This is a genomic window from Pseudomonas putida (genome assembly GCA_029953615.1).
Classification (GTDB): domain Bacteria; phylum Pseudomonadota; class Gammaproteobacteria; order Pseudomonadales; family Pseudomonadaceae; genus Aquipseudomonas.
This window is the reverse complement of the sequence record CP124529.1, coordinates 2,670,700-2,687,494: the sequence shown is the minus strand read 5'-3', so window position 1 is coordinate 2,687,494 and position 16,795 is coordinate 2,670,700. Positions and strand designations below refer to the sequence as shown.

13 protein-coding genes and 1 pseudogene are annotated in these 16,795 nt (G+C 60.6%); 7 read left to right on the top strand and 7 right to left on the bottom strand.

Going from position 1 to position 16,795, the window contains the following annotated elements:
* Positions 1–41: 41 nt before the first annotated feature.
* The 3 genes from dgcA to QIY50_12240 form a co-directional block, all read right to left on the bottom strand.
* A complete protein-coding gene (gene dgcA, locus QIY50_12250) occupies positions 42–2,102 on the bottom strand; it encodes a dimethylglycine demethylation protein DgcA (protein WGV22849.1) in 2,061 nt (686 codons plus the stop codon).
* Between the two features lie 15 nt (positions 2,103–2,117).
* Positions 2,118–2,648, bottom strand: coding sequence for a DUF5943 domain-containing protein (locus QIY50_12245; protein ID WGV22848.1), 531 nt, complete (start codon positions 2,646–2,648; stop codon positions 2,118–2,120).
* 78 nt (positions 2,649–2,726) lie between these two features.
* The gene (locus QIY50_12240; GenBank protein ID WGV22847.1) at positions 2,727–3,704 is read right to left on the bottom strand and encodes a dipeptidase; all 978 of its coding nucleotides are present in this window, start codon (positions 3,702–3,704) and stop codon (positions 2,727–2,729) included.
* A 285-nt stretch (positions 3,705–3,989) separates the two neighbouring features.
* Here QIY50_12240 and QIY50_12235 point away from each other — a divergent pair, with 285 nt between their 5' ends.
* Positions 3,990–4,391: a DUF1311 domain-containing protein gene (locus QIY50_12235; GenBank protein ID WGV22846.1), complete on the top strand. Its 402-nt coding sequence runs from the start codon at positions 3,990–3,992 to the stop codon at positions 4,389–4,391.
* 99 nt (positions 4,392–4,490) lie between these two features.
* Here the strand turns inward: QIY50_12235 and QIY50_12230 are convergent, their stop codons facing one another.
* Positions 4,491–5,435, bottom strand: coding sequence for a GlxA family transcriptional regulator (locus QIY50_12230; protein ID WGV22845.1), 945 nt, complete (start codon positions 5,433–5,435; stop codon positions 4,491–4,493).
* Between the two features lie 145 nt (positions 5,436–5,580).
* Between QIY50_12230 and choX the strand changes: the two genes are divergently transcribed.
* From choX to QIY50_12205, 5 genes and pseudogenes are all read left to right on the top strand, one after another.
* Positions 5,581–6,525 (top strand): choline ABC transporter substrate-binding protein, encoded by a 945-nt coding sequence (choX, locus tag QIY50_12225; GenBank protein WGV22844.1) that lies wholly within the window; start codon positions 5,581–5,583, stop codon positions 6,523–6,525.
* 125 nt (positions 6,526–6,650) lie between these two features.
* Positions 6,651–7,535 carry a 3-keto-5-aminohexanoate cleavage protein gene (locus tag QIY50_12220; protein ID WGV22843.1) on the top strand — a complete coding sequence of 295 codons (885 nt, stop codon included), beginning with the start codon at positions 6,651–6,653 and terminating at the stop codon, positions 7,533–7,535.
* Positions 7,536–7,554: 19 nt separating this feature from the next.
* A complete protein-coding gene (locus tag QIY50_12215) occupies positions 7,555–8,520 on the top strand; it encodes an L-carnitine dehydrogenase (protein ID WGV22842.1) in 966 nt (321 codons plus the stop codon).
* Positions 8,521–8,530: 10 nt separating this feature from the next.
* Positions 8,531–9,007: a thioesterase family protein gene (locus tag QIY50_12210; GenBank protein ID WGV22841.1), complete on the top strand. Its 477-nt coding sequence runs from the start codon at positions 8,531–8,533 to the stop codon at positions 9,005–9,007.
* A gap of 369 nt (positions 9,008–9,376) precedes the next feature.
* Positions 9,377–9,635, top strand: a pseudogene (locus tag QIY50_12205) (hypothetical protein).
* Positions 9,636–9,756: 121 nt separating this feature from the next.
* Here QIY50_12205 and QIY50_12200 read toward each other — a convergent pair.
* The 3 genes from QIY50_12200 to QIY50_12190 form a co-directional block, all read right to left on the bottom strand.
* Entirely contained in the window at positions 9,757–12,201 is a 2,445-nt protein-coding gene (locus QIY50_12200) for a phosphatidylinositol-specific phospholipase C domain-containing protein (GenBank protein ID WGV22840.1), read from the bottom strand.
* Between the two features lie 201 nt (positions 12,202–12,402).
* Positions 12,403–13,509 carry a GlxA family transcriptional regulator gene (locus QIY50_12195; protein ID WGV22839.1) on the bottom strand — a complete coding sequence of 369 codons (1,107 nt, stop codon included), beginning with the start codon at positions 13,507–13,509 and terminating at the stop codon, positions 12,403–12,405.
* A 499-nt stretch (positions 13,510–14,008) separates the two neighbouring features.
* On the bottom strand, positions 14,009–15,385 hold the full coding sequence (locus QIY50_12190) for an L-serine ammonia-lyase (GenBank protein WGV22838.1): 1,377 nt from the start codon (positions 15,383–15,385) through the stop codon (positions 14,009–14,011).
* Positions 15,386–15,838: 453 nt separating this feature from the next.
* Here QIY50_12190 and QIY50_12185 point away from each other — a divergent pair, with 453 nt between their 5' ends.
* Entirely contained in the window at positions 15,839–16,786 is a 948-nt protein-coding gene (locus tag QIY50_12185) for a choline ABC transporter substrate-binding protein (protein WGV22837.1), read from the top strand.
* Positions 16,787–16,795: the final 9 nt, after the last annotated feature.

Below are 16,795 nucleotides of genomic sequence, written 5' to 3'. Positions count from 1 at the left end.
GCGCCCGCTCCCACAGGGGCCGGTGTGTGCCGACAGTGCGATCAGAAGTCCTTGCACAGGCGCAAGGCGTCGTAGATCGCCGCATGCACGTTGCGCTGGGCCACGCAGTCGCCGATGCGGTACAGCAGGTAGCCTTCGCCCGGCTGGCTGAGGATCGGCTGTGGCTTGATGGCGAACAGCGCCTCCACATCGATCTGGCCTTTGTTGCGCGAACCTTCCTTCAGTGCGTAGTACAGCTGCTCGTCAGGACGCACGCCGTTCTCCACCACCACCTGGTCGACCACGCGCTCTTCCTTGGCGCCGGTGTATTCGTTCTCCAGCACCGCCACCAGCTTGTCGCCTTCGCGGTAGACCTTTTCCAGCATCATGTCGCCGGTCATGATCACTTCTTTCGGGTACATGCTGCGGTAGTAGGTCGGGAACGTCGTACCACCCATGGCCACGCCCGGCTTGATATCGTCGGTGACGATCTCGACCTGGCTGCCCTTGTCGGCAATGAAGTCCGCCACCGACATACCGGTGAACTCGCAAATGGTGTCGTACACCAGCACGTTCTTGCCCGGTGCCACCTTGCCGTCGAGCACGTCCCAGCTGCTGACCACCAGCCCTTCGGCGGCGCCCCAGTGCTCGTTCTGCTCCAGGAAGGAATGCCCACCCACGGCCAACACGATGATGTCCGGGCGCAGGTCCTGGATGGCGGCCACGTCGGCGGCAGTGCCCAGGCGCAGGTCGACCTTCAGGCGCGCCAGCTCCAGCTGGTACCAGCGGGTGATACCGGCGATCTGGTCACGCTGCGGCGCCTTGGCGGCGATGGTGATCTGCCCGCCGATCTGCTCCTTCTTCTCGAACAGGGTCACGTCATGGCCACGTTCGGCAGCCACACGAGCCGCTTCCATGCCGGCCGGGCCGGCACCAACCACCACCACCTTGCGCTTGGCACCGGTGGTCTTCTCGATGATGTGCGGCACGCCCATGTATTCACGGGAAGTCGCGGCGTTCTGGATGCACAGCACATCCAGGCCCTGGTACTGGCGGTCGATGCAGTAGTTGGCACCGACACACTGCTTGATCTGGTCGATCTGGCCCATCTTGATCTTGGCGATCAGGTGCGGGTCGGCCATGTGCGCACGGGTCATGCCGACCATGTCCACGTAGCCGCCTTCCAGAATGCGCGTGGCCTGGTTCGGGTCCTTGATGTTCTGCGCGTGCAGCACTGGTACCTTGACCACTTCCTTGATGCCGGCCGCCAGGTGCAGGAACGGCTCCGGCGGGTAGCTCATGTTCGGGATGACGTTGGCCAGGGTGTTGTGGGTGTCACAACCCGAGCCGACCACGCCGATGAAGTCGAGCATGCCAGTGGCGTCGTAGTACGCGGCGATCTGCTTCATGTCCTCGTGGCTGAGGCCGTCCGGATGGAATTCGTCACCGCAAATGCGCATGCCCACGCAGAAGTCGTCACCGACTTCGGCGCGCACGGCCTTGAGCACTTCCAGGCCGAACTTCATGCGGCCTTCGAAGGTGCCGCCCCATTCGTCGGTACGCTTGTTGACCCGCGGGCTCCAGAACTGGTCGATCATGTGCTGGTGCACGGCCGACAGTTCCACGCCGTCCAGGCCGCCTTCCTTGGCGCGGCGGGCAGCTTGTGCGTAGTTGCCGATCACGCGCCAGATCTCTTCCACCTCGATGGTCTTGCAGGTGGCGCGGTGCACGGGTTCACGGATACCCGACGGCGACATCAGGGTTGGCCAGTTGAAGCCGTCCCAGCGCGAGCGACGACCCATGTGGGTAATCTGGATCATGATCTTGGCGCCATGCTTGTGCATGGCGTCGGCCAGGTTCTGGAAGTGCGGGATGATGCGGTCGGTCGACAGGTTGACCGATGCCCACCACTCCTGCGGGCTGTCGATGGCCACCACCGACGAGCCGCCGCAGATCGCCAGGCCGATACCGCCCTTGGCCTTTTCTTCGTAGTACTTCACGTAGCGGTCGGTCGTCATGCCGCCGTCAGTGGCGTAGACCTCGGCGTGCGCGGTGCTGAGCACACGGTTACGGATGGTCAGTTTGCCGATCTGGATCGGCTGGAACATTGCTTCGAATGCCATGACGCTATCTCCGGCTTACAACGGCTTGACGACGAACAGGCCATCTTCGTGGCCTTCTTCCGACCCGCCATAGACCTGTTCGGCCACGGTGCGAATCGAGCTGCCGCGGGCAGCGAGAATCTGGTCCATGGCGCCGGCGAACCAACCGGTGAACATGTAGTCGACCTTGCGGCCGCACTTGCCATAGACGTACACGAATGCGGAGTGCTTGAGCTTGACGCTGCAGGTGCCTTTGTCCAGGTCGATGTCCTGGATCTCGAACAGGCCCCAGCCGCGCTGGCTCAGGCGCTTCATGTAGTGCTCGAACACCGCCACGCCTTCCAGGCCGTGGCACTCGGCTTCTTTTTCACACCAGTGCCAGGCGGACTTGTAGCCGGCCTTGTAGAGGATCTCGGCGTACTTGTCAGCGCCCAGGACTTCTTCGATGCCCATGTGGTTGTTGACGAAGAAATGGCGCGGCACATACAGCATCGGCAAGGCGTCGCTGGTCCAGACACCGGTCTCGCTGTCGACTTCGATTGGCAATTGCGGGGCGATCTTGGCCATGGAAACTCAACTCCATAAAATTTTTTGTTTAGGATGCCCCGGCGTTGCTGGCAGGGGCTTTCAGGCTTGGAGAGCGGCTTATTCGCCCCACACGTCCTTGAGGACGTTGACCCAGTTCTCGCCCATGATCTTGCGCACCACGCGCTCGGAGTGGCCGCGCTTGAGCAAGGTTTCGGTGAGGTTGGGGAATTCGCCCACGGTACGGATGCCCAGCGGGTTGATGATCTTGCCGAAGTTGGTCAGGCGACGGGCGTAGCCCTTGTCGTGGGTCAGGTACTCGAAGAATTCCTGGCCGTGACCTTGGGTGAAGTCGGTACCGATACCGATAGCGTCTTCACCGACGATGTTCATGGTGTACTCGATGGCCTCGGCGTAGTCGTCGATGGTCGAGTCGATGCCCTTGGCCAGGAACGGCGCGAACATGGTCACGCCGACGAAGCCGCCGTGGTCGGCGATGAACTTCAGCTCTTCGTCCGACTTGTTGCGCGGGTGCTCCTTCAGGCCCGATGGCAGGCAGTGCGAGTAGCAGACCGGCTTTTTCGACTCGAGGATAACTTCTTCGGAAGTCTTGGAGCCGACATGGGACAGGTCGCACATGATGCCGACGCGGTTCATTTCCGCCACGATCTCGCGGCCAAAGCCCGACAGGCCGCCGTCACGCTCGTAGCAACCGGTGCCGACCAGGTTCTGGGTGTTGTAGCACATTTGCACGATGCCCACGCCCAGCTGCTTGAACACGTCGACGTAGGCGATCTGGTCTTCGAAGGCGTGGGCGTTCTGGAAGCCGAACAGGATGCCGGTCTTGCCCAGCTCCTTGGCCTTGCGGATATCGGCGGTGGTGCGCACCGGCATCACCAGGTCGCTGTTGTCGCGGATCAGCTTCTGGCTGGCAGCGATGTTGTCGACGGTAGCCTTGAAGCCTTCCCAGACCGACACCGTGCAGTTGGCCGCAGTCAGCCCGCCTTTGCGCATGTCCTCGAACAGCTCGCGGTTCCATTTGGCAATGATCAGGCCGTCGATGACGATGCTGTCGGCGTGAAGTTCGGCTGGGCTCATCAGGCTGTCCCCTTTTATTGAATGGGTTTGCGCCAAACCTTGTGCCGGCGCTTTGGGGCCAGCATATGCCTGTGCCCAAAGGCGCCCCGATGCAAAAACGACAGGGGGTTTGCCGAAAGCGTCAATGCGCGACAACAGGCCTTCTGGCACGGTGTCTGGCGATGAGACACAGTCTCGATAACGACGTTTCCGGCGGCTTTATGAACATTTCGTCAGGGAGCTACCGCCTTGCCTTCCGCTGAGCGAGAATCCCTGCGATTCGTCAGCCTGTTGAGGAGAAAACGGATGAAATCAATGGCATGGCTGGTACTGCTGGCTGTCGTATCGGGCGCCCAGGCCGGCGAGGAAGAAAGCACCCCGTGCGACAATGTCGACACCGATCAGCAGACCTACGCCTGCGCGGCTTTCAACAAGCAGACTGCCGAGCGCGAGCTGAAAGCGGCGTATGACGACCTGCTCCAGCGCATTCGCGACCAGTATGCCGATGAAGGCGACAAGGCTACCGCGCTGGTCGGGCGCATGGAGGCGGCCGAGAAGCTGTGGGTGCAGCTGCGCGATGCCGATTGCAACGTCGAGACCTTTGCCGAGAAACCCGGCAGCAAAGCGTTCCAGGCGGCCTGGGATACCTGTGTGGCGCAGCGCAGTGATGACCGCTCGGAGTACCTGCAGTCCATCGGCCAGCAGTAAGCCTGTACCGGCCTCTTCGCGGGCACCCCCGCTCCCACAGGAACCCCGCCGCCCATGTGGGAGCGGGCATGCCCGCGAAGAGGCCGGTACAGGCGCAAATCAAACCACCCGGGCCAGGCGGTCCTCCCGCGGGCAACGCTGGTACCGCGCCCGATAACAGCGGGTAAAGTACGAAGCCGACTCGAACCCGCACGCCACCCCCACCTCCAGCACAGTCATGTCGGTCTGGCGCAACAACTGCCTGGCTTTATCCAGCCGCAGTCGCAAATAGAACCCACTGGGCGTGTCATCCAGGTGCACGCGGAACAGCCGCTCCAGCTGGCGCCGGGTCACCTGCACCGCTTCGGCCAGCACCTGGGTATTGAGCGGCTGCTCGGTGTTGCGCTCCATTTCGCCAATCACCTTCACCAGCTTCTTGTTGCTGATGCCATAGCGGCTGGCGATCTGCATGCGCTGGTGGTCCTGTCGCTGGCGGATACGTCCGAGCACGAATTGCTCCGACACCTGCACCGCCAGTTCACTACCGTGGGCTTGCGCTATCAGGTCGAGCATCAGGTCGATCGAAGCGGTGCCACCGGCACAGGTGATGCGCCGACGGTCGATCTCGAACAGCTCCTGGGTCGCCTGCAGACTCGGGTAATTCTCCTTGAACGCCTCCAGTGCCTCCCAGTGCACGGTGGCGCGATGGCCGTCGAGCAGACCGGCCTCGGCCAGCACCACCGCGCCGGTATCGATGCCACCCAGAATCACCCCCTCATGGTCCAGACGGCGTAGCGCCTGCTGCAGCGCCGGCCCGTAACAGGCCAGTGGCTCGAAACCGGCGACGATCAGCAGGATGCCGCCAGGCTCGCCCGCCGCCAGCGCCGCATCGGCGTTCACCGACATGCCATTGCTGGCCAGCACCGCACCGCCGTCCAGGCTCAACACCTGCCAGCGATACGACGGGCCTTTGAAGCGGTTGGCCACCCGCAGTGGCTCCAGGGCGCTGATGAAGCCCATGGCCGAGAAGCCGGGCAACAACAGGAAATGAATGATTTGCGGCATTGCATGCTCCACGGCAAAGGTGGTCGCCTCCGTGCAATTGTTGGTCGCCAGGGTGCGATTTTCCACCCTGGCAGCAGCGTAGCGTGTTCACACGGCCCAGAGAGGCCGGCCCCTATAAAAAACGCCCTGCCGATGGAGAGCCACCATGCAACGCTTGATCCGCCGCAGCCTGTTATCCATAGCTCTGACCACTATCGTCGCTTCCCCGCTGTATGCCGCAGAACCAGCGGCCTGCAAGAACGTCCGTCTGGGCGTGGTCAACTGGACCGATGTCATCGCCACCAGCGCCATGGCCCAGGTGCTGCTCGATGGCCTTGGCTACCAGACCAGACAGACCAGCGCTTCGCAGCAGATCATCTTCGCTGGCATCCGCGACAAACGCCTGGACATGTTCCTGGGTTACTGGAACCCGATCATGACCCAGACCATCACCCCGTTCGTCGACGCCAACCAGGTCAAAGTCCTCGAAAAACCCAGCCTGGAAGACGCCCGCGCCACCCTCGCCGTGCCCAAATACCTGTACGACAAGGGTTTGAAGACCTTCGCCGACATCCACAAGTTCGAGAAGGAGCTGGGCGGCAAGATCTACGGCATCGAGCCAGGCTCCGGTGCCAATACTCAGATCAAGGCGATGATCACCAAGAACCAGTTCGGCCTGGGCAAGTTCCAGCTGGTCGAGTCCAGCGAGGCCGGCATGCTCGCCGCCGTCGACCGCGCCGTACGGCGCAAGGAAGCGGTGGTGTTCTTCGGCTGGGCGCCGCACCCGATGAACGTGAACATCGACATGGCCTACCTGGGTGACAGCCAGGACGCCCTGGGCCCGGACGAAGGCCGCGCCACGGTGTGGACGGTGACTGCGCCAGACTACGCCGAACGCTGCCCCAACGCCCACCGCCTGCTGGCCAACCTGAAGTTCAGTGCCGAGGACGAGAGCCGCATGATGCAGCCGCTGCTCGACCACAAGGACGCGCTGGAGTCGGCCCGCCAGTGGCTCAAGGACCACCCCGAGGACAAGGCCCGCTGGCTGGAAGGTGTGACCACCTTTGATGGCAAGCCGGCTGCGGACAACCTCAAGCTCACCGCCAACTGACAAGGCCCTTTCGCAGCACAAGGCTGCTCCTACAGGTACAGCGCAATGCTCAAGGTCTGCGCAGACCCTGTGGGAGCGGGCGTGCCCGCGAAAAGGCCACCACAGATACCACAAGGAACCCCGTCATGAACCACGATGTCATCATCACCTGCGCCCTCACCGGCGCCGGCGACACCGCCTCGAAAAGCCACCTCGTTCCCGTCACCCCCAAGCAGATCGCCGAGTCTGCAGTAGAGGCCGCCAAAGCCGGCGCCACCGTGGTCCACTGCCACGTCCGCGACCCGCAAACCGGCCGCTTCAGCCGCGATGTGGCGTTGTATCGCGAAGTCATGGAGCGCATTCGTGAAGCCGATGTGGACATCATCGTCAACCTTACCGCCGGCATGGGTGGCGACCTGGAAATCGGCCCGGGGGAAACACCCCTGGAGTTCGGCCCGGGTACCGACCTGATCGGCCCCCTGGAGCGCCTGGCCCACGTCGAAGCGCTGCTACCGGAAATCTGCACCCTCGACTGCGGCACCCTCAACTTCGGCGACGGCAACTCGATCTACGTTTCCACCCCGGCGCAGCTGCGCGCCGGTGCCAGGCGCATCACCGAACTGGGTGTAAAAGCCGAGCTGGAAATCTTCGATACCGGCCACCTGTGGTTCGCCAAGCAGATGATGAAAGAAGGCCTGCTCGAAGACCCGCTGTTCCAGCTGTGCCTGGGCATCCCGTGGGGCGCACCGGCTGATACCACCACCATGAAGGCCATGGTCGACAACCTGCCAGCCAACGTCACCTGGGCCGGGTTCGGCATCGGCCGCATGCAGATGCCAATGGCTGCGCAAGCGGTGCTGCTCGGCGGCAACGTGCGGGTTGGCCTGGAAGACAACCTGTACCTCGACCGTGGGGTGCTGGCCAGCAACGGTCAGCTGGTGGAGCGCGCTGCCGAAATCATCACCCGCATGGGTGGACGCGTACTCAGCCCGGCAGAAGGCCGGGAAAAAATGAACCTCAAGCGCCGCTGATCCCCTTCAGGAGACCGATATGCCCTTCATCACCGAGATCAAGACCTTCGCCGCCCTGGGTAGTGGCGTGATCGGCAGCGGCTGGGTCGCCCGCGCCCTCGCCCATGGCCTGGACGTGGTCGCCTGGGACCCGGCGCCCGGCGCCGAGCAGGCCCTGCGCAAGCGCATCGCCAACGCCTGGCCAGCCCTGGAAAAACAAGGCCTGGCACCCGGTGCGTCCCAGGACCGGCTGAAATTCGTGGCCACCATCGAGGAATGCGTACGCGACGCTGATTTCATCCAGGAAAGCGCACCCGAGCGCCTGGACCTGAAGCTTGACCTGCACGCCAAGATCAGCGCTGCCGCCAAGCCCGACGCGATCATCGGTTCCAGCACCTCGGGCCTGCTGCCCAGCGAGTTCTACGAGTCATCCACGCACCCTGAACGTTGCGTGGTAGGTCATCCGTTCAACCCGGTTTACCTGCTGCCGCTGGTCGAGATCGTCGGCGGCAATCGCACTGCTCCCGAAGCCATCGAAGCCGCAAAAACCATCTACACCGCACTGGGCATGCGCCCGCTGCATGTGCGCAAGGAAGTCCCTGGCTTCATCGCCGACCGCCTGCTCGAAGCGCTGTGGCGCGAGGCCCTGCATCTGGTCAACGACGGCGTGGCCAGCACTGGTGAAATCGACGACGCGATCCGCTTCGGTGCCGGCCTGCGCTGGTCGTTCATGGGCACGTTCCTCACCTACACCCTGGCCGGTGGCGACGCCGGCATGCGCCACTTCATGGCCCAGTTCGGCCCTGCGCTGAAACTGCCCTGGACCTACCTGCCAGCGCCAGAGTTGACCGACAAGCTGATCGACGATGTGGTCGAAGGCACGTCGGAGCAGTTGGGTGACCGCAGCATTGCGGCGCTTGAGCGCTATCGTGATGACACCCTGCTGGCCGTGCTGGAAGCAGTGAGAACCAGCAAGGCCAGCCATGGCATGGCCTTTGGCGACTGAGGAGCAGACGATGCCCGCACTGATCACCTACCGTACCCCGGTCCTGGAAGACTGGGTCGACTACAACGGGCATCTGCGCGATGCCTTCTACCTGCTGATCTTCAGCTACGCCACCGATGCGCTGATGGAGCGCATCGGCCTCGATGCCGACAGCCGTGGGCAGAGCGGCAATTCGTTGTTCACCCTGGAGGCACACATCAACTACCTGCACGAAGTGAAGCTGGGCACCGAGGTGTGGGTGCAGACGCAGGTTATCGGTTTCGACCGCAAGCGCCTGCATATCTACCACAGCCTGCACCGGGCGGGGTTCGACGAGGCGCTGGCGGCCAGCGAGCAGATGCTGCTGCATGTGGACCTGGCGGGGCCGAAGTCGGCACCTTTCAGTGAGCGAAGTGTCGGGTTGCTGCAAGGGTTGGTGGATGAGCAGCAGGGCCTGCCGTCGGCTGAATTCGTGGGCAGGGTAATAGGCCTGCCTACGCCAAACTGAGCAGCAACCCATAACCTGTGGGAGCGGGCATGCCCGCGGAATGCGATGGTGGATCCACCGCCGCATTCGCGGGCACGCCCGCTCCCACAGGTTATGTATCCGGGCAAAAAAATAACCCCGGAAAGCCGTGAGCATCCGGGGCCAAGAGCGAGCAACATCCACTGTGCATGAACGAGGGTGACCAAACCCTCAGGTACCGTGAATGGCTTCAGTGTGCGGCCTTCCAAGGTGCTCGATTTAGCCGGAAACGACCTGTTCTTAGCCAATGCAGCCACGGCGCCATTCTGTTGTTGCGGGCATGTCGCCGGCGTCACAGAATCGGTCGTAAATCACAGCAGCACTCTCTTAGCGATAAAAGGGACAACAGCCATGATGCATGCGGATTTGATAGACCAGGACGACCTGGCAGGCCACCTGCGCGCGCGCGGGTTCGATATTCCGGCCGGGGCGACTGCCGAGCAGGCCTGCGAAGCGGTGGTGCGTGGGCTGACCGAGCCCAATGCGCGGGCGCTGAAGGGGATGGTGGAGCAGATGTATAACCGGGAGCGCGACGATCCTGCCGGCGGTGCGTCAGGCCATCGACAAACAGCTGTTGCCGGCGTTGGCGCAGTTCAACAAGCGCGCCTGAGGGGCGCAGCGATTACAGGGGCGTGGCAGAGCTTAAACGCACTCCGTAATTGGCATTGAGGGCTTTGCGCGATTCGCATAGCCCTTATTTCACCGAATAGACCCCTTCACGCTTGGCTTGCTTACCCGTCGTAGGGGAACATGACGAACCACCTGATATGAGCAGGTATCTTCACAAACACGTTATGGGTCACGCCTTCGGGCGTTCCGCCTCCAGTATCACCCAGCAGAGGGATGTCAAAACCCGTTCCGGTATAATCCTTGGAAATCAAGAATCGCCTTAAGGTCACCAACCCCCACCCTCCCACGACAACCGCCCGCCCTCTTTTGCTCCATGGCTGCAGCGATACGCGCATGCTACCCCCATGATTTCTTATGTTCCGGAAAACCGGAATAAACCACCAATACGGTACACGTACTCTAGCGACGCTGCCCTGGAAGTCGGGCTCTGGATACAAATCAAAAGTCACCAACGGACGCCCTGTCTCATCACCGCCGCCGGGCTCTTCTGGGGCACTTACATTTTGTAGATTTTGATTGATGATAACGTTGATCAGTTCTGGTGTAGCGAAGTCCAGCAAGACCACCTGCGGTGCTGCCCAACTCCCCATATAGTTGTTAAGGTTGCTCGCCAATTCCGCATTTATTTTTTTTGCCATCTGCTCGATTGAATCCTCAATGCCTCGCGGCGTGCAGATCCAGTTCAACATGAAACCATACCGGCTGGAATTGTAATGTCTGTCCCACTTTATCAGTTGATCAGAAATCACTCTTTCCGGATCGTTATCGTCAGCATACTCATCAAAAATAGCATATTTTCCATTGCCCGAAACATTGCTCTTCCTGAAAAACCCTGACGCGGGCTCAGCTGTTAACGAGTCGCTAACAACCAATATCTTTCCACGCAATTCAGCGACTGTGAACTCATTAACGGCTCGCCGCTTCTCGGCTTCGCTTGGCATTTCATATTTAAATAAAAAACTGTTATAAGCCGTATCTCTAAGCATCGTCTCCACCAAGGAGCGATCCTCCGCGGCTATGTGCGAAAATGATAAAACTACAAACTCACCGGGGTGCTTGCTCAAGAATGAAGTAACACTATATAGCACCAGAGCGAGGGGCGTGCCATTGCAACCCATACCAGAGCCTGTTCCAGTTCGGTGATAGCATACCAATTCATTTTCGTATGTGAATACGCGAATATCCAGGTATCGAACCCCCATGTTAAGCTGATCATCGATGCCTACAGATTGTGTTTGCGACATTGATTGTCCAACTGCGCCACCGGTGCAATGGTCGATGTACTGCCCCATGCCGGAGTGATGGGTACCCGGAAGTACCAGCTGCTGCAGGCGCCAGCTACCATGCAGCGATTTCATCCACGCGTTACCTGGCAGCGCATCGAGCGAACCATTGTAAATAAAGATCTTCTCGTCAGTATTGGGCTCTCCGCCGCGCTGGAAATACATAGAGGCAGGGAAATGACCGTAAGGGGTCTTGGCCCTGCCGTTGGCCCGTACCCAACGACGACCGTCATCCGGGTTATGGGCGCCTTCAGCGCCGAACCACCAGTTGTTCGCTACCCCGGTGTGGCCCTGGGCGAGGTAGACATTCCTGAACTCCAGGTCTTGTGCGCCCCCTTCGAAATTCCCACCAGTCACAGTCAACTTCAATGTCCCTTTGAAAGCGAAGTTGAGTTTATCGGGTGAATGACCAAACGTGTTTTCAGCGTCCTTGACTCGGGCTTTGAACCAATTTGCTACCTCATCCGTGCCATGACGCCCGACGCTGAAGTTCAGTTTTCCTGCGGAACCAAAGTCCTTGGTGAATACAGGCTTGACACGCCCCTTCGGGTCTTCTCCCTCACTGACCATTGACTCTTCGACCGTGTATGACCCTCTGATGACTTCGTTGGCCGTACCGAAGGTTTGCCCATATTTGGATTGGAAATAGACTTCGTTGTCTCTATAGGTCTGATCTACGCCTGGCTGTGAGCACTCATCTACGCTGCGTGTCTGTTGCCCATTGTACGGCACCATAAAAGTTATATACCAACGCGCATTAACATTTTTCAGCACTTCTGGCTTTAACGATTCAGGATGTATTCTATCCAGATAGTCTGTCAGCGGATAGGGAGACGCCCAATAATAATCAGCCGGATTACCTGTATACCCTTGCGGGTACAGTTTAACTATCGTCCTGAATACACCTTCGATTTCGGCTTTAGCACTGATTTCATAAAAAATACCGCCATTTGAATTCAACAATTCTTCGGCTAATTTATTTTCACTGACAGGGGACAAGCTTTCATGATTCCCGTCAGCGGCGGGCGCTGTATTCTGTTGAGGTACAGCAACGCGTTTACGCCAAATACCGTCAGGGTTAGTGCTCACCACTACGTCGAGATCGAAAATACCCAATGCAATTGATTGTGGTCGGTCAATCTCTTCATACTCGCCCCACACCTGCGGATTTATATTATACGGCTCAGTGGTGAGCAGAAGGATATCGCCGTCCGGGCTGATAAAGCTGATTTCCACAACTTCCAAGGTTGTCGAACTGGTCATGATTGCTTCACTCAGTGATGTTGGTGGCCCATTTAGCGCGCTGGCTGGATAGGCAACAACTAGCAAAAATGTCAGTTTCGGCAGTTAGGCTGATGGGCTAAATTTGCCTCACGCCATTCAGGAGAAATTGAGGGACGCACAGGTTAAAAATCCGTGCAGTCCCTGTAGGAGCGGGTTTACCCGCGAAGAGGCGAGCGCCGTTCAGAGCCTTACGCTGGCAAAGGTCGACTCGTTGCGCGCCTGGCTCAGGGCCGCCATTGGCCCGCTATGCGGCGACAGGGTCATGGCCTGCGGAATCGGCATCATCGCCACCTGCTGCGCGGTGTTGGAACCCACGCGCTCGTCACGCGGTGGAATGCCGAAGTACTCGCGGTAGCACTTGGAGAAGTGCGGGGTAGACACGAAGCCGCATACCGACGCCACTTCGATGATCGACATCGGCGTCTGCTTCAGCAACTGCCGGGCGCGGATCAGGCGCAGCTTCAGGTAGTAACGCGACGGCGAACAGTGCAGGTACTTCTGGAACAGGCGCTCCAGCTGACGACGCGACACCGATACATAAACCGCCAGTTCGTCCAGGTCGATCGGCTCTTCGAGGTTGGCCTCCATCAGCGCGACGATTTCCTGCAGCTTCGGCTGGTTGGTACCCAGCATGTGCTTGAGCGGAACGCGCTGGTGGTCCTGCTCGTTGCGAATACGCTCGTAGACGAACATTTCGGAGATTGCCGCCGACAGTTCACGGCCGTGGTCGCGACTGATCAGGTGCAGCATCATGTCCAGCGGCGCGGTGCCGCCGGAGCTGGTGAAGCGGTTGCGGTCGAGGGTGAACAGGCGGGTGCTCATGTTGACCCGTGGATAGGCCTCCTGCATGGCCGCCAGGCATTCCCAATGCACACTGCAATCAAAGCCATCGAGCAGACCAGCGCAGGCCAGTGCCCAGCTGCCGGTACACACTGCACCAAGGCGGCGCGACTGCCGGGCCTGGGCTTGCAACCAGGTGACATGCTCACGGGTAACGGTGCGCTGGATGCCGACGCCACCGCAGACGATCACGGTGTCGATAGGTGGGGCGCTGTGCATCGCCGCGTCCGGAGTGATCTGCAAACCATCGCTGGCCCACACCTGGCCGCCATCGACGGTGAGGGTGTGCCAGCGGTACAGCTCGCGGCCGGATAGCTGGTTGGCCATGCGCAGCGGCTCGACGGCCGATGCCAGGGAAATCAGGGTGAAATTGTCCAATAGGAGAAACCCGATGGACTGGGGGGCTGTGCGGTTCTGGGTTGGGTTCCCGGAGGTGTACGACGTCATCGCGATTTCTCCTCACACAAATGCAGGGTGTGCCTCAGGCGGGCACTGATTTCTTGTTATGTATGGCCCCGGTTTCATGTGCAGGGGCCTTGGTGCCAATCTCAACGCAAACGCCGTGCCGGAAATTGAACGCCTATCCAAAAAAACCTGAAAACGACGCCTATATCAGGCAAATCAGGTGCTTTGGTCGAGCCGGCCAATCTCTGTAGAACGGGCGTGCTAGGCGTTGCGCGTGTAACGGCTGAGCAATTTGGTGACAGGCGCAGTCTAGGATGCCCAGAAACGACACTCTTTAGTGTCACCGACAATGCCCACATTGATAACGACACCCGACGATCGGTATGCGTCGCACTGCACCATAAAGAGACATTTGTGGCTGTGCTGCACCTGTTTCAATCTCGAGGGCCCCTTCGCGGGCACGCCCGCTCCCACAGGGATTGCGCAGTTCCTGTGGGAGCGGGCGTGCCCGCGAAGAGGACCTTTAGGTCAAATCAGACTATCAGCATTCGATAGCACTGACCGCCAGACCACCACGCGAGGTCTCTTTGTACTTGTCGTGCATGTCGGCCCCGGTATCGCGCATGGTGCGGATCACCTGGTCGAGGGAAATGAAGTGCTCGCCGTCACCACGCAGGGCCATCTGTACCGCGTTGATGGCCTTTACCGCAGCAATTGCGTTGCGCTCGATGCACGGCACCTGCACCAACCCGCCGACCGGGTCGCAGGTCAGGCCCAGGTTGTGTTCCAGGGCGATCTCGGCAGCGTTCTCCACCTGGGGCGGGGTGGCACCCAGCACTTCGGCAAGGCCCGCCGCAGCCATGGCGCAAGCCGAACCGACTTCACCCTGACAGCCCACTTCGGCACCCGAGATCGATGCATTCTTCTTGCACAGGATGCCCACCGCGGCAGCAGCGAGGAAGAAGTCGACCACGCTGGACTCGTTCACCGCATCGCTGAAGCGCATGTAGTAGTGCAACACCGCCGGGATGATGCCCGCTGCGCCATTGGTCGGCGCGGTGACCATGCGCCCGCCGGCGGCATTTTCTTCGTTGACCGCCAGGGCGAACAGGTTGACCCACTCCATGGCGCTCATGGTCGAGCCGATGACGTTGGGCTTGCCGATTTCCTGCAGGCTGCGGTGCAGCTTGGCGGCGCGGCGGCGCACGTTCAACCCGCCGGGCAACGTGCCCTCGTACTTGAGGCCATTGTTGACGCATTCCTGCATGGCTTCCCAGAGCTTGTGCAGGCCGGCCCGGATCTCTTCCTCGCTGCGCCAGACCTTCTCGTTGGCCATCATCAATTGCGACACGCTGAGGTCGTTTTGCTTGCACAGGCGCAGCAGTTCAGCGGCGCTGTTGAAATCGTACGGCAGCACCGTCTGGTCGGCATCCAGCACGCCGCTGGCGGCCTGGGCGGCGTCGACCACGAAGCCGCCACCCACCGAGTAATAAGTGTCGCGGTGCAGCTCGCCCTGCTCGCCTTCGGCAATCAGGGTCATGGCGTTGGGGTGGTACGGCAGGTTCTCGTCCAGCAGCAGCATGTCGCGGGCCCAGACGAATTCGATGGGCAGGCGGTTGTCCAGCTGCAGGGTGTTGGTTTCACGCAGGTCGGCAATACGCGGCACGATCTGGGTCGGGTCGATGGCGTCAGGCCACTCGCCCATCAAGCCCATGATGGTGGCATTGTCGGTGCCATGACCGACACCGGTGGCCGATAGCGAGCCATACAGGCGCACTTCGATCCGCTTCACACGTTCCAGCTCGCCGCGTTCGCGCAGGCCCTGGACGAACAGGGCGCCAGCACGCATGGGGCCGACGGTGTGGGAGCTGGAGGGCCCGACACCGATCTTGAACAGGTCGAACACGCTGATGGCCATTGTCGAATCACCTCTTGCTGGGCTTGTCTCTGCGCGCCATGCGCAGGGCGGGGCAGCTGCTAGGCTGAAGCAGCAGGCCGCCTTGAATGCACGCATCATCGGGCTTTTGCCGCCCCCCTCGCCGTCTGCAACCGACGTACTTTTGTCCAGCAGCGCCGCGCTGTTTTCTACCGGGGAGTGGCCTTTGCCACGCCGCTTTCCGGTGGCCTGGTGACGTAAAAATGCGGCGGAGGGGGTGGAAAAATCCATAAGCGACATCGCCCATACTGGATACGACCCGTTCCGTACTGGTTACGACCCTACCAGTAGGCGATTGCCCGGCGCTGGAGGATTATCGAAAGCGACTCGTAAAGCACGGCCACGCATCCTGCCCTCTGCAGGCCTTGTCGACCGGACACTCAGAAAGCCCGGCGACCACGCGAACCCGAAGACAAAATCCACAGGAGTCCATCCATGAAAGGTTCACCCTCGCTGTTGCTGGTTGCGTTGCTGTCCGCGCCTTTGCTGGCCCAGGCCGCCGAACCCGAGCAATGCCAGACGGTACGCTTCTCTGATGTCGGCTGGACCGACATCACGGTCACCACCGCGACCACCAGCGTTGTGCTCGAAGCACTGGGTTACAAGACCCACACCACCATGATCTCGGTACCGGTGACCTACAAGTCGCTGGCCACCGGCAAGGACCTGGACGTGTTTCTCGGCAACTGGATGCCGACCATGGAGAACGACATCAAGCAGTACCGCGACGCCGGTACGGTAGAAACCGTGCGCGCCAACCTGGAAAACGCCAAGTACACCCTGGCCGTGCCCCAGGCGCTGTATGACAAGGGCCTGAAGGATTTCAGCGACATTCCCAAGTTCAAGCAGGAACTGGACGGCAAGATCTACGGCATCGAACCCGGCAACGATGGCAACCGCACCATCCAGAGCATGATCGACAAGAACGCCTTCGGCCTGAAGGACGCCGGCTTCAAGATCGTCCAGTCCAGCGAGGCCGGCATGCTGTCGCAGGTCGACCGCGCGCAGAAACGCGGCGAGGCAGTGGTGTTCCTCGGCTGGGAACCGCACCCGATGAACACCCGCTTCAAGATGCAGTACCTGACCGGCGGGGACGAGTTCTTCGGCCCCGACTTCGGCAAGGCGACCGTATTGACCAACACCCGCAAGGGCTATGTGCAGGAATGCAGCAACGTTGGCCAGCTGTTGAAGAACCTGTCGTTCGAGCTCAAGGATGAAAGCACCATGATGGGCTATGTCCTGGACGACAAGATGAAACCCGAGGCGGCGGCCAAGAAGTGGCTCAAGGACAACCCTGGCAAACTGGATGCCTGGCTGGCCGGCGTAACCACCGTGGATGGCAAACCCGGCCTTGAGGCGGCCAAGGCCAAGCTGACGCAATAACGAAATAGC

Bases quoted from the DNA above. Each gene is read 5' to 3' on its own strand.
- QIY50_12210 (WGV22841.1), top strand. From the start codon at position 8,531: ATGCCCGCACTGATCACCTACCGTACCCCGGTCCTGGAAGACTGGGTC.
- QIY50_12245 (WGV22848.1), bottom strand. From the start codon at position 2,648: ATGGCCAAGATCGCCCCGCAATTGCCAATCGAAGTCGACAGCGAGACC.
- QIY50_12230 (WGV22845.1), bottom strand. From the start codon at position 5,435: ATGCCGCAAATCATTCATTTCCTGTTGTTGCCCGGCTTCTCGGCCATG.
- QIY50_12190 (WGV22838.1), bottom strand. From the start codon at position 15,385: ATGGCCATCAGCGTGTTCGACCTGTTCAAGATCGGTGTCGGGCCCTCC.
- QIY50_12235 (WGV22846.1), top strand. From the start codon at position 3,990: ATGAAATCAATGGCATGGCTGGTACTGCTGGCTGTCGTATCGGGCGCC.
- QIY50_12185 (WGV22837.1), top strand. From the start codon at position 15,839: ATGAAAGGTTCACCCTCGCTGTTGCTGGTTGCGTTGCTGTCCGCGCCT.
- QIY50_12200 (WGV22840.1), bottom strand. From the start codon at position 12,201: ATGACCAGTTCGACAACCTTGGAAGTTGTGGAAATCAGCTTTATCAGC.
- QIY50_12220 (WGV22843.1), top strand. From the start codon at position 6,651: ATGAACCACGATGTCATCATCACCTGCGCCCTCACCGGCGCCGGCGAC.
- QIY50_12195 (WGV22839.1), bottom strand. From the start codon at position 13,509: ATGACGTCGTACACCTCCGGGAACCCAACCCAGAACCGCACAGCCCCC.
- QIY50_12240 (WGV22847.1), bottom strand. From the start codon at position 3,704: ATGAGCCCAGCCGAACTTCACGCCGACAGCATCGTCATCGACGGCCTG.
- QIY50_12215 (WGV22842.1), top strand. From the start codon at position 7,555: ATGCCCTTCATCACCGAGATCAAGACCTTCGCCGCCCTGGGTAGTGGC.
- dgcA (WGV22849.1), bottom strand. From the start codon at position 2,102: ATGGCATTCGAAGCAATGTTCCAGCCGATCCAGATCGGCAAACTGACC.
- choX (WGV22844.1), top strand. From the start codon at position 5,581: ATGCAACGCTTGATCCGCCGCAGCCTGTTATCCATAGCTCTGACCACT.